Annotated in this window: 12 protein-coding genes; 5 read left to right on the top strand and 7 right to left on the bottom strand. The window is 43.6% G+C overall.

The genetic code is table 11. The features are described from left to right. The first annotated feature begins 76 nt into the window (after positions 1–76). From porV to DEO27_RS31820, 4 genes are all read left to right on the top strand, one after another. Positions 77–1,246: a type IX secretion system outer membrane channel protein PorV gene (gene porV, locus DEO27_RS01665; RefSeq protein WP_112575932.1), complete on the top strand. Its 1,170-nt coding sequence runs from the start codon at positions 77–79 to the stop codon at positions 1,244–1,246. Then, on the top strand, positions 1,246–1,728 hold the full coding sequence (gene ispF, locus DEO27_RS01670) for a 2-C-methyl-D-erythritol 2,4-cyclodiphosphate synthase (protein WP_112575933.1): 483 nt from the start codon (positions 1,246–1,248) through the stop codon (positions 1,726–1,728). The genes porV and ispF overlap by 1 nt, the downstream gene beginning before the upstream one ends. Positions 1,729–1,865: 137 nt before the next feature. Then, a complete protein-coding gene (locus DEO27_RS01675) occupies positions 1,866–2,651 on the top strand; it encodes an IS4 family transposase (protein ID WP_112576066.1) in 786 nt (261 codons plus the stop codon). Between the two features lie 5 nt (positions 2,652–2,656). Further along, positions 2,657–3,064 carry a transposase gene (locus tag DEO27_RS31820; protein WP_112576067.1) on the top strand — a complete coding sequence of 136 codons (408 nt, stop codon included), beginning with the start codon at positions 2,657–2,659 and terminating at the stop codon, positions 3,062–3,064. A gap of 153 nt (positions 3,065–3,217) precedes the next feature. On the opposite strand, the gene DEO27_RS01685 is transcribed toward DEO27_RS31820, so the two are convergent. The 7 genes from DEO27_RS01685 to DEO27_RS01715 all read right to left on the bottom strand — a co-directional run bounded on the left by DEO27_RS01685 (position 3,218) and on the right by DEO27_RS01715 (position 12,592). Then, positions 3,218–6,673, bottom strand: coding sequence for a glycosyltransferase (locus DEO27_RS01685; RefSeq protein ID WP_112575968.1), 3,456 nt, complete (start codon positions 6,671–6,673; stop codon positions 3,218–3,220). A 66-nt stretch (positions 6,674–6,739) separates the two neighbouring features. Next, the gene (locus DEO27_RS01690; RefSeq protein ID WP_091218164.1) at positions 6,740–6,901 is read right to left on the bottom strand and encodes a FeoB-associated Cys-rich membrane protein; all 162 of its coding nucleotides are present in this window, start codon (positions 6,899–6,901) and stop codon (positions 6,740–6,742) included. Positions 6,902–6,960: 59 nt separating this feature from the next. Beyond that, positions 6,961–8,154, bottom strand: coding sequence for a hypothetical protein (locus DEO27_RS01695; RefSeq protein WP_112575967.1), 1,194 nt, complete (start codon positions 8,152–8,154; stop codon positions 6,961–6,963). Positions 8,155–8,274: 120 nt separating this feature from the next. Continuing rightward, the gene (locus tag DEO27_RS01700; protein WP_112575966.1) at positions 8,275–9,108 is read right to left on the bottom strand and encodes a type 1 glutamine amidotransferase; all 834 of its coding nucleotides are present in this window, start codon (positions 9,106–9,108) and stop codon (positions 8,275–8,277) included. A 179-nt stretch (positions 9,109–9,287) separates the two neighbouring features. Next, positions 9,288–10,385 carry a carboxylate-amine ligase gene (locus DEO27_RS01705; protein WP_112575965.1) on the bottom strand — a complete coding sequence of 366 codons (1,098 nt, stop codon included), beginning with the start codon at positions 10,383–10,385 and terminating at the stop codon, positions 9,288–9,290. A 178-nt stretch (positions 10,386–10,563) separates the two neighbouring features. Beyond that, positions 10,564–11,769, bottom strand: a complete 1,206-nt coding sequence (locus DEO27_RS01710; protein ID WP_112575964.1) for a RimK family alpha-L-glutamate ligase — start codon at positions 11,767–11,769, stop codon at positions 10,564–10,566. A gap of 115 nt (positions 11,770–11,884) precedes the next feature. Then, a complete protein-coding gene (locus DEO27_RS01715) occupies positions 11,885–12,592 on the bottom strand; it encodes an esterase family protein (RefSeq protein WP_112575963.1) in 708 nt (235 codons plus the stop codon). A 164-nt stretch (positions 12,593–12,756) separates the two neighbouring features. Between DEO27_RS01715 and DEO27_RS01720 the strand changes: the two genes are divergently transcribed. Further along, complete coding sequence (locus DEO27_RS01720; RefSeq protein WP_223818125.1) at positions 12,757–13,545, top strand: alpha/beta hydrolase; 789 nt, start codon at positions 12,757–12,759, stop codon at positions 13,543–13,545. Positions 13,546–13,547: the final 2 nt, after the last annotated feature.

Here is a 13,547-nt window from a genome sequence, read left to right on the forward strand (position 1 = left end):
GGATGTAACATAAAACAGGCAAAGCACGTTAGTATTACATACCATATAATAGAATTTTGCAACCTAACTCCTACAAATGAAGCTTTTTACATTTCGAGGCCTTGCTTTCATTACCCCCCTTTTAATACCTCTTGCTGCTTCGGCACAAACCAATACCAATGGGAGTAACATTAATGCAATCCCTACCGAAGTACCTTTTTTAAATATTTCGCCCGATTCGCGTTCGGGAGCAATGGGGGATGCTGGTGTGGCACTTTCTCCGGATGTAAATGCAAATTTCTGGAACCCTTCAAAACTTGCATTCCTGGAAAGTAACGACGCGTTATCGGTATCATACAGCCCATGGTTAAGGCATTTGGTGCCTGATATCAGCCTGTCGTATTTAAGCTACGCCCATAAAATTGATGAGCGCAATACTTTAGGCGCCTCGCTCCGGTATTTTAATTATGGTTCCATCCAGCTTACCGATGATAATACCAACGATCAGGGCACCTATACGCCTAATGAGTATTCGTTAGATGTTTCATTTGCCCGTAAGTTTGGTGATAATTTTTCATTAGGCTTAACCGCGCGGTATATTCACTCTAATATTTCAAGCATATCGTTTGCTACCGGCTCAAGTCAGGCAGCAAAAGCGGGTAATGCCTTTGCCGCCGATGTTTCACTGTATTACACGGCACCTTATGGTGATGGTAACCTTTTTGCCTTTGGAACACACATATCGAACATTGGTACCAAAATCAGCTACAGCGATGTAGGTAATAAATATTTTTTACCGGCCAACCTCAAACTGGGTGTAGCCAATACATGGCAGTTGGATGATGTTAATGAGTTTACTGCAACTTTTGATATCAATAAACTGTTGGTGCCTACTCCACCTCTGCGTGACCAGAATGGTAATATCATCAAAGGCAAGGATGACAATGTATCGGTACCTGCCGGTATTTTTCAATCATTTGGCGATGCACCGGGTGGTTTCAGTGAAGAGCTGAAAGAGATCAGCTTTTCGCCAGGTGTTGAGTATTGGTACAATAAACAGTTTGCGTTAAGGGCAGGCTATTTTTACGAAAACCCTAACAAAGGAGATAGGCATTATCTTACCATGGGCTTAGGATTTAAGTATAGCGTTTTTGATTTCGACTTTTCATACCTGGCGGCCAGCCAGCAAAATAGTGCCCTGGCCAATACTTTGCGCTTCTCTTTGTCGGCAAGTTTTGGTGGCACAACAAATGCTTCAAGAAGATAATGGGTAAAATTAAGGTAGGGTTTGGGTTTGATGTACATCAGTTAAAAGAAAATCACCCGTTTGTTTTAGGCGGAGTAAAGCTTGAGCACTATGCGGGTGCCTATGGTCACTCAGATGCCGACGTATTGTTACATGCTATTTGCGATGCCCTGCTCGGGGCGGCAAATCTGCGTGATATTGGTTTTCATTTTTCAAATAAAGACGATCGCTGGAAAGGTATCAGCAGCCTGATCCTTTTACAACATGTGGTGGCGCTGATCAAAGAGAAAGGTTTTGTTATTGGCAATATAGATGCCATGGTATGCCTCGAAGCGCCAAAGATCAATCCGCATATTCCGGCAATGAAAACTTATATAGCCGAAGCCGCCGGTATCGGCGAAGAGGACATCTCTATTAAAGCTACTACCAATGAGCAAATGGGCTTTATAGGCAGGGAGGAAGGCGTAGTGGCTTATGCTGTTTGTTTGATTGAGCGGGAGTAGCCTGTAGTTACAAACTACAGCCATATAAATCCGAAGTCTCTGACTATTAGTGTCCGGTAAAAGATAATAAAAAGCAAGGGAGGCTTTTAACAGCCCCCCTTTATTGGTAGTTTTAAGTTACCACACAAAAAACACCAATGAACAAAAGTACTTTTTTTACCGGACAGCCGATATTCGCGCAGTTATTAAGATTTATTCCCCGGGATATGATCCGTCGCATATCCGCTGAACATAACGCGGATAGGTATTGCAAGCGATTCAATACTTACGAGCATTTGGTAACCATGCTTTATGCCGTTTTCAATCACTGTAATTCATTACGGGAGGTGACAACAGGTATGCTTGCAGCAGAGCAACGGGTTAATCACCTTGGCGTTCGCTATCATCCCAGGCGTAGTACCATATCAGACGCCAATCAAAGGCGACAAGCTGATGTATTCGGTTCTATTTATTACAAGCTATATCAACGATACTCGGGATTTTTATCGGACAGCAGGAAGAAAAGCATAGCTTCCCGACTGTATATCTTTGATTCGACCACTATATCATTATTTCAGGAAATACTACGAACCTCTGGTCAAAATCCTGTAGGGAAGCGAAAGGGCGGGATCAAAGTCCATACGCTGATAAGAAGCGATCTGGATATACCTTGTATGATTTGTTATAGTGCTGCTGCTGCAAACGATTCCAGTTTTTTAAAAGAGGTTCATCTACCTAAAGGTTCTATTCTTGTCTTTGACAGAGGCTATGCAGACTATATAAAACTTAACAGTTTTTCAGCATCAGGGGTAACATGGATTACACGAAGGCGAAGTAGATCGGCTTATGATGTACTGGAAGAATTGGATAATCCCCACAAAGAAAAAGGAGTTATTGCAGACAAACGCATTCGGCTGGGCCATAGAGGCTGCAATCGTGTTTAGGCAGAATGGTTCAATTTAAAAGTCCTGATAGTGGTGAAATATATGAGTTCTTGACCAACAACATGAAAATGAGTGCGATGACTATAGCTGAATTATACCGTAAACGTTGGCAAATAGAGTTGTTATTCAAAAGAATAAAGCAAAACTATCCGCTTAAGTATTTTCTTGGTGATTCTGAAAACGCTATCAAGTTACAAATATGGTCAGCTCTGATAGCAGATCTAATATTAAAAATCCTCAAAAAAGGCATAGCAGCTAAATGGTCTTTCGCTAATTTAGCTGCTATGATCCGCTTACATCTTATGACATACATAGATATACGCGGTTTTCTCAGATCGCCTGAAAAGGCACTACAAAGCAAATTTTCAAATATTCGTTCACCAAACTCTAAACAACTGCTTTTAATTACATAAGGTCTGGGCCTGCTGTTCACATTATTGCCTAAAATCGTAGATATCTATTCTATTTCTGAACTTATTTAGTCGCCTCGGATCTTTACCGGACACTAATAGTCTCTGACTTCGAATTTGTATGCCTGTAGTTTGTAACTACAGGCTCAAGCAAGTCTAACTATAATGCTTATACAGCAAATATATGATCACCGCAACTATCGCCACACCGATCACAATATATATCGGCTGAGTTTTTTTGCCGCCTGATCCGTCTACTTTTACGTTACCGGTGCGCTTGAGTACGCCCCAGCCGCTTAGCTCGCCTTTTAATGCTTTACGCAGCGATTTAAACAGTACATAATACATCAGCTGGCGCCACATAAAACGCTGAGGTATGATGTAAATGAGTTTTTTGTAATCCTCTTTTTCCATCCGGAAGGCGATGATGCCTACAATAAAGTCTACCACAACAAACGCTACGTAGTAAAGCAACATCTTCTCTGGTTTTTCGCCAAACAGGGCGAACAGCATCATCAGATCTGCCAGCGGAGAGAACAACGGTAATATGATCTGGAAAATAAGGATATTAGGCATCCCCACCATTCCAAAAAACTTATATTTTTTGTTAAACAGCGCGTCGCGGTTTTTCCAGAAACTTTGCATTACGCCAAAACTCCAGCGGAAACGCTGTTTAAGCAGCATATTTATGGTTTCAGGAGCTTCGGTATAAGCAACAGCCTCGGCACAGTTACGTACCACATAGCCTTGTTTCAGGATGCGCATAGTAAGGTCACAATCCTCGGCAAGGGTATCATAGGTGAAACCACCCGCGCGGAAAATAGCCGACTTGCGGAACGCGCCAATAGCTCCCGGCACAACAGTAATACTGTTGATGAGGTCGAACGCACGGCGGTCCATATTTTGAGCGGTGATATACTCTATCGACTGCCAGCGTGTAATGATATTGGTTTCGTTACCAACTTTAACCGTTCCGGCTACCGCGCCTATTTCCTCATCGGTGAAATAGGTCATGAGTTGATAAACCGCATCAGTTTTCAATTGGGTATCAGCATCGATACAAACCACAAAATCATTTTGGGCGTGAGTGATACCAAAGTTTAAGGCCGATGCTTTGCCACCGTTAGGTTTGGTTAGGATCTTGATCAGTGGGTTGCCTTTATAAGCAGCTTCCACAACCTCAAAGGTTTTATCTTTTGATCCGTCATCAATAAAAATAATCTCAAATGATGGGTAATCGGTTTTGAGCAAGCTTTGAATGGTTGCTACAGCGTTAACCTCCTCGTTAAAGGCCGGTACAATGATGCTCACCGCAGGCATCGTGTCTTTATCACGATCAAGCTTTTTAGATTTTTTATCAACGCTGCGCTGCCTTACTGCCAGTATACCGATAAGCACAATACGACCAATGGCCAGGAATATCGCTGATAGGAAGATATAGATCAGCGCCCAGTTAATGTAATAATAACCATGTACAAAAACGTCATAAGCCGGACCAAAAATGCCTGTGCTCGGATCGTTTTTGATTGGCGGCATAAGGTCATCTTTAGTTTTGCCCAACACATCGGCAATGGTTGTAAACTGGTAACCGTGCGATTTAAAGTAATGGATGATCTCGGGCAGGGCCTTAACCGTTTCTTCACGGGTATCGCCACCGGCATCATGCAACAATATCATCGAACCATTGTCTTTTTGCCTGATGGTACGGGCAATGATGCTATCGGCTGTTACGCCTGGCTGCCAATCCCATGGGTCGATAGATTCGCCAATGGTGATATAGCTTTGGCGGCGGCTTTCAGCAACCGGAATAACCTCGGCAAGTGTCTGCGGCTCGGCATCGGCATTAAATGGTGGGCGGAAAAGGATAGTACTTCGTCCCGTTACCGACTCAATAAGCTTGCGGGTGGAGTTAAGCTCCAGTATTACCCTTTTTAAGCTGATTGTTGAAATATCGGGGTGGAAGAAGGTGTGGTTACCTATTTCATAACCTTCTTCATACTCGCGGCGAAGCAGCTGCATATTCTTTTCGGCCATTGAGCCCACAACAAAGAATGCCGCCGGTACCTTTTCGGCCTTAAGAATATCTAAAATACGTGGGGTAAAGTCGGGATCAGGCCCGTCGTCAAAAGTTAAAACCACTTTTTTAGGCGCATAACCATACCTGCGGATCACATATTTGGTTGGCAGTTTGATATAATGCTGATCAAGAATGGTAAAAGTGGAGCTGTCCATTTTTACATCAATCACACCTGTAGTAGGGGTGGTGATAAGGTCAAGCACCTCGCCATCACCGTCATAATCAACATTTACTCGGTTGTTCAAACCTACCGAGGTAAGCTTGCGCATATCGATACCGGTTTTCTTTAAAGAATCTATCGATAGGTTTTTCTGGAAGAAAGTCCACAGACGAGGGTCTTCGGCGCCTAAACGCCATAAAGCCACACCACCGGTTGCCCAGTCATCGGCCATGCGGATTACGTTAAAGTTTGTAGCGGCATCGGTAAAGTAAATGGTATGGTCAAGGCTATCCTTGTCCATGTATGTAAAGTGCAGATTGGCCGAGTTAGGATCAAACGTGATCTTGCTTTTTTGTTCTTCGGCGGTACTGATTGCCTGCTGGTAACCGATGGTTTTACCTACGCTGTTTTCGGGCCAGTCATAAGCGCCACCAGCAAAAGTTAAGATGATTTTCTCTGACGGCACTTTTGAGCAAACATCATCCAGGATCTGTTCAACCCAGCGCTGGTTTGAAAGATCGCCCGCATTGGTGGCCTCATAGTGTTCATCAATAGCCATGATAAACAGGAAATCGTTCACATGCTGCAGTCTTGTAATATCAAAACTTTCATCTTCGGGCACTACATTTTGTGTAACCAGGAAGCCTTTGGCATGCAGTGTATTGTAAAGCTCGTTTTGAAAGGCGATATAGTTTTTGCTGTTGCGATCGCGCAGCTCATCAAAATCAACGTTGATACCTTTAAGCTTATGTTTAGTAAGCGAGTTAACTATACTGTTGATAAATGTACCGCGAAGGGCTTTATTATTAACAATACGGTCAACATCCTTAGTGTCATAGCCACCATGAGCATTGTCAAGGTTCACGTAGTTTGACAGCGATACAATAATAGGCTTATTGTACTTTTTGTTAAGGTTCATTAGTCCGGTATCGAGCTTGGTAACAACCGTATCAGTTTTGGGTGCAATGAAAAAACCTTCACTCACCACCATATCCAGGTGGCTGATATTCACTACCAGCGAGTTATAAGCCTGTGGTTCCCACGCGCGGTAAAAGGCGGCATTGATACGGTCTTTATTATTGGGCTGTTTAAGCTGGTGTTGCTTGCGGGCACGTTCAAGAGCTTCTATTTCTGATTTTTGAATCTTGAACGATTTGAACTTGGTTGACCTTTTTAACTGCTCAAGCTCCTCCTTGGTCATTTTTTTAGGAGCAGGATTAAGGTTAGGAAGTTCGGGATAGTATGTTGAACGTATAGTTACGATTACGGCTATGATGCCAATAACCAACACAGCCAGTAGTACGCGGCTTAACCATTTAAAACGGTTCCACCTACCGGGGTTATCAGCCTGAAAAACTTGCTTGCTTGACGACATTAAGGGAAATTACTTTTTTAAAAGTATAGGTTACTTATGAAGATTGTATGAAATGGGAATTTAGCACTATTTGGCGGTTTTTCCAGGCTCAATACCTGAAAAATCAACACCACATTTGCAATTGCCACCACAGCTTTTTTTGGTAGTAAGTGCCCTGTACATCATACGGCCTATGTAAAAAACAGCGCCTGCAAAAAGTATCGCGATAATGATGATTTGCATATTCATAAAGACAAAATTAAACATTATTTAATATATACGTACAGACAGGGTAATTAGTGTAAAGTTTAACGGGGCATAAAAGCAATTGTACCACCAACCCAGTTGTAATCTTTGTTATAACGTACACCTATCATTTTTCCTCTGCTTAACCTTGCAAGGTTAATGGCCAGCGTTGGCTTTTCATCGCCATTTGGCCAAAGGTAAAGCAGCCTGATCTCGGCCTTTACACCACCTTCGGGCGATTGAACAACGGGTTCGTAATTTACCTTTTGCTGCAGGATCCAGTTCTCCGAATCGGTAATGGCCTCAATATCCTCCTTACTAATATCAATAATTACCCCCTGACCCGCAAATGAGAACAACGGTTTAAGTACATAGTTTTCCAAATCGGCAGGGATTTGTTGTAATTGATGTAAAAACTGCGTTTTGGGGACGTAATCGCCGTTTAAAAATGGCATGGTGAACTTGCTGATACGGTAAAACCAGTTGGGATGGGTGATCCATTCAACCTCAAGCGGCTGCCTGATATCGGCTACTTTGGTAAAAACATCCGGGTCGCCGGCTATTTCATCAAATATCAGACGGTTATAAATACGCTTGATCTGTTTCCTTTCGTCGCCGGCCAAGTAATAAAGCTTTTTACCATCCTGGATCAGATCGGATAGCGAAACAACCGGTGTACCAATGTATTTTTGGGTGAGGTAAAAATCTACCGCGGTTTTTTGTTCCGGAGCGTTAACATCCATCAGCACAACTTCATCGGGTTGATAAGGGCCAACGATTGTTTTTTTGAGCAGATTGAGATAGTTTTCCTTGTCCAATCCGCCGAAAAAGATGGTTTCATCGCCGGGAATATCATAAACCCCGCGGTAGGTATCGCCCAAATGTACCTGGAAACCATAAAGCGAAGGGAAACCCTGTAATTCTATTAATTGGGGTACGATATTGCCTTGCTCATCTTTACAGATCCCAAAATCCAACGCGATAAAATGAGGATGATTCCCTTCATTAGCTACCCGCCAGAAATCGGGGATGGCCCGTTCTGTAATCTCCTTAAAGTCGGGCCGGAGGATGGTATCAATAATCTCATCGCCCGCGGTTATGAGTTTGTCACGAAAATCAGCGGTTAAAAAAACAGGTGTTTCCGCAACACGGAAAGGGACAGGTTCGCGTAACCCCTCATTAAGATGACTCAGAAACTGGCTGTACTTTTCGTCGCTGAACGTTTCGTTAAATGTTTTTCTGGCTGATGGATTCATTACCTTTTCATATTGTCCATGTCATTACGAGGAGGAACGACGAAGTAATCGCACGGAAGCATGGCTGCTTTGTATAGCCTGCGATTGCCACGCTTCGCTCGCAACGACATAATGTTATAATTATACCACGCCCAACGCACTTCCCACCGCTATATCCAAAAAGTTAGGGATAAGCGTGTGCTGGGTATGTGTTATTTTATCCGGATCGTCGAGGCGTTCCAGCATCTCTTTATACTTTACCTCGCCGTGCTCGCTGATCACTTCCTGTTTTTTTTCTTCGCGAAGCAGCATGCCTTTCATTCCTCCGGCATCGGCCTCGGGATGGAATTGCGTAGCGAAGAAGTAGTCGCTATACCTTATAGCCATCATGGCCCTTTGCAAATCAATATGCGGGCGTTCTTTTTCTATCGCTACCAATTGCATGCCTAATTCATTAAAGCGTTTTTCATCAGGGTTGATTACCTGCCAGCTGCGCGAATCAACGGCATAAAAAGGTTCTGCCAAACCTTCAAATAAAGGTTCGTTTAAGCCGAGATCAGTTTTATTTACCGGCAGCACCCCAAATGAAGGAGAGCGGCGCATATTAATATCGCCCAGTTTGTAATAACGGCACATCAACTGAAACGAGTGGCACACGAATAACACATGTTTTTTATTGCTGTTGTTGGACAGGTTATGGTCTTCAAGCTTGTTAACCAGGTTAAAGTATTTCTTTTCCCATTCGGTGCCCTCGGTTTCCAGCGGGTTACCCGGACCACCGCTTGATATATAAATATCAAAGTTGAGATCGGCCATTTCACATTTGCGGCGTACATCAAAAATCTGGTATGTTAAATTCAGATGGTGTTCGGCTTTGTATCGCTTCAAAATATCCTGGAAGCCGCGCATACCCTCGTTCGCTATCCCATCATACAAATCAAGTATGGCTACTTTTATTTCCGGTTTCTCAGTCATCTGTTGTATCTATCTATTATTATCCTTGATTTAGGATTCCGCATTTAGCAATTAAAAAACAATTGTCATAAGTTTTGCTCGGAGCATTATGTATTGTATGGCGTATAAGATTTCTCTTTCGCCCCGTCGCACAGTCCCGTCTTTGCTCTATCGAAATGACATTTTTAGTCAGGATGGGCTTACAAACCCTTCAATGTTTGCGATGTAATATAATCAACCACGTCGGCAAAGTTATTATTTTGCTGGTAAATGGCCAGTTGCCTGTCGGCGCCGGTACCATGCTCCAGTATGTTGTGCACATATTGCAAGTCATCGCGCGAGCCAAGGTCATCAACCACATCATCAACAAAGTCAAGCAATTCTAATATCAACGAACGGGTATTTACCTCCGTTTCCTTACCAAAATCAATCATTTTACCGTCAATACCATAACGGGCCGCACGCCATTTATTTTCATTGATAAGTGCGCGCGAATAGTTGATGAACTTCATGTTTTGTGCCCTGAGTTTATACAGTTTAGCACATAATGCCTGAAATAGTGCAGTGAAAGCGATAGTTTCATCAACCAGCATGGGGCAATCGCAAATGCGGAATTCAATAGTTTCAAAGAATGGGTGTACGCGGATATCCCACCAGATCTTTTTGGCGTTATCAATGCAATTGGTTTTTACCAACAGTTTAATGTAACGGTCGTACTCTTCAATGCTGCTGAAATAATCAGGAATGCCGGTACGCGGAAATTTATCAAAAACCTTGGTACGGAACGATTTAAAGCCGGTATTTCGCCCTTCCCAAAACGGCGAATTAGTTGAAAGCGCATACACGTGCGGCAAAAAATAGCGTACCTGGTTGGCAATATGAATAGCCATGTCCCGCGACTGGATACCCACATGGACATGCAAACCAAAAATGAGGTTAGAGCGGGCGGCTTCCTGCATTTCGTCCACAATTTCAAAATACCTTGGATGATCGGTAATGAGCTGATGCTGCCAGTGCGAGAAGGGGTGCGTTCCTGCAGCGCCAATACGCAGGCCGATGTCGCCGGCCAGTTGGGCTACTGTGGTGCGAAGTTTACCTACTTCTTTACGGGCTTCTTCGGTATTGCGGCAAATATGTGTGCCTACCTCAACCACGGCCTGGTGCATTTCGGCCTTTACCTGGTCTTCGTGGATCTTTTGGGCGGCATCCACAATTCTTTGCTCATGTGATTTAAGTTCCCGCGATACGGGATCAATCACCATAAATTCTTCTTCAACGCCTAAGGTAAATTCGTTCATAATTGGTTGTGGTTAGTACTCTTCTTCTTCAAAATATAAAAAGAGGGGGAAGTGCGATTCCCCTCTTGAGAGGGGTGGAGGGGTGTGTTTCTGCTTTGATTTTCTAATCGTATAAACACACCCCTGCCACCGCTCGCTGTCTCCGCGCCCCCCCCTCGAGAGGGGAGTCTTGGAATTTCTATTTCTTAGCTGCCTTTTTAGGCTTAGGCGCCGCTTTGTCTTTTACAGCGACTGCTTTAGCAACAGGTTCTTTCACGACCGCTGCTTTGGTTGCAGGTTCTTTTGCTACCACGGGCTCTTTTGTCGCAGCTATTTTTGCGGCAGGTGCTTTAGTTGTTTTAGCTTTCTTCGCTTTGCCTTCGTCTTCAATTGCGTGATCAACTTTAGCTACAGTAACATCGGCTTTTGCCGCGGCTTTAGATGGAGCCACTACCAAAGTTTTTTTTGCTGCCGATGTTTTTACAAACTCGCCCCAGGTAAGGTTGTCCAGACCGTCTTTTTGGTTTTTGGCACGTTCGATGGCGTAGTCGGCGGCGGTTTCAACCACCCAGTCAAAGTTTTCCTGTCCAACGCTGGTTACCTCGGCATCGGGAGCAGGGTTGCAGAAATCAATAGCATAAGGAACACCATCGCGAACAGCAAACTCAACAGTGTTAAAATCGTAACCTAAGTATTGGTTTAATTTTATAACATAGTCTTTAACGGTATCCAGCAGTTTTTTGGCGGCAGGCGCTTTGCCGTGCTCGTAGCGCAAATGATGTGGGTTGCGCGGCTCATACTGCATAATGCGTACATGTTTGCCTCCAATGCAATAGCAGCGGAAGTAATCGTCAAAAACAACTTCTTCCTGCAGCATCATGACATGCTGTTTGGTTTTATCATACTTACTGAAAAAGTCTTTCTCATTCTCAATCTTATAAACTTCTTTCCAGCCGCCGCCATCAAAAGGTTTCATATAGGCCGGGAAACCTACGTAGTTGAAAATGCCATTCCAGTCGAGTGGGTAGGCCAGGTTACGGAACGATTTATTGGTGGTATCGTCCGGAAGCTCCTTTGATGGCAGGATCACGGTTTTAGGCACCGGTACTCCAATTTTTACAGCAAGGGCATTGTTGAAAAACTTTTCGTCGGCGCTCCACCAAAAAGGGTTGTTAATTACGGCGGTACCGCAAATAGCTGCATTTTTTAAGGCCGCGCGATAGTAGGGAACATCCTGCGAAATACGGTCTACAATAACAGCATAGTCAAGCGGCTCGGCCTGCATAATCTTATCAAGCCTTACAAACTCGGCACTGATGCCTTTTTCTGCTTTTTGGTTTACACGGTCAACAAATGCTTGCGGAAATGAATCCTCTTGTCCGAATAAGATGCCAATTTTTTTCATGGTAGTAGGTATTTATTTGTTTGTTTTTGGGGTTTCAGTGTGTTATATCTTGCCTCCTGTTTCCTGCTTTTTAAATTGTCTTTTCTTGTTTCTTGAATCTTGATCTCTTGGTTCTTTATTTAATCGTTGATAAATAGTGCGGGAACATTTCGCGCCAGATAGGCCAGTCATGATTGGCAAACGGGCGGATATCCAACCAATGTTTAATGTTTTTTTGTTTTAATATGTTTGAAAGCTGGATATTATACCCTTTACATATATCGTACTCAGACGTGCCGAGAATAATGTTCATTTGCCAGAGGTCGTGGCGATTGTTGCCCGGTAAAAAGTCGACCGGGTTATTGTAAAAAATGTTGTCATCGTAATAACCATCGGTAAACATTTTAATATCAAATGCCCCGCCCATGGTAAATAAATGCCTGACTTTTTCGGGGTGCTTAAAAGCGAAGTTAGCCGCGTGGTATCCGCCAAAGCTACAGCCGGCAACGGCTACTTTGCCAACTCCCGTTTCGTGCATGGCCCAGGGAATAAGCTCGTTCGTCAGCATACGATCATACCCGGCATAGGTTTTGGCCCTGTCGGCCGGATGGATGCCTTTGTTGTACCAACTGCGGTCGTCAATAGTATCAGGACAATAGATCTTCACCAGACCATTGTCAACAAACCATTTTACGCTCTCAATAAGGCCGAAATCTTTATTTTGATAGTAACGACCTTTGGTGGTAGGGAAAACGATAACGGGGTAACCGCGGTCGCCGAATACCAGCATTTCAAGGTCGGTGTTGGTGTTGGGGGAGTGCCAGCGGTGAAATTTTTCGGTCAAAGCAGTGTAGTTTTTATAATGATTGTAAGTTAGGAGGTTTGTTTGAAAAAGGCAACAGCCTGATAATATTAATCCTTAGCCCCAAAAAGTAAAAAGTATAGCTTACTTTTGTGCCCTTAATTTTAATTTAGAAAGAGATGTACCCGGGCTGGCTTGATACTGAAATGACGATAACCGAACAAGAAATAAATATAACCTCTGCGCTGCTTGAGCGGGAAGTAACTTTAACCATCCTGAAACCCGAGGACAGTGATATTGCCGAACCGCTGAACCTGCTGTTGCTTAACGATGGTCAGGAGCTTGAAAACCTGGGGGCAAGAAATACGCTCGAAACATTATATAATACCAATCGCCTTAAACCAGTTTTGGTTGTTGCAATTCATGCTGGTGATAACCGCCTTGACGAATATGGCATTGCCGGCAAGCCCGATTTTAAAGGCCGCGGTGCTAAAGCCGATGTGTATACACAATTTATAAAAGAAGAATTGCTGCCACAATTAGAACAACTAACCGGCTTTAATGAATTTGATACCACTGCATTCGCAGGTTTTTCGCTTGGTGGTTTATCAGCTTTTGATATTGTTTGGAACAATCCTGCATTGTTTAATAAAACCGGTGTTTTTTCGGGTTCATTTTGGTGGAGGGGAAAAGACCTTGCCAAAGGCTATACTGATGCAGACAGGCTGATGCACCAGGCGATACGGGAAACTAAAACCAAACCGGCTATCAACGCCTGGCTGCAAACCGGCACCAAAGATGAAACCAGCGACCGCAATAAAAACGGAATTATTGACGCCATTGATGATACTATCGACCTGATCAAAGAAATGGAAGTCAAAGGCTTTAAACGCCCGGACGAAATTCAATATGTTGAAATAATAGGAGGTACCCATGACACCGCTACCTGGGGTAAAGCAATGGCCAAGTTTTTGGTTTGGGCTTTTGGGAGATAAGG

The organism is Mucilaginibacter rubeus (assembly GCF_003286415.2).
In the GTDB taxonomy this organism is placed as follows: Bacteria; Bacteroidota; Bacteroidia; order Sphingobacteriales; family Sphingobacteriaceae; genus Mucilaginibacter; species Mucilaginibacter rubeus_A.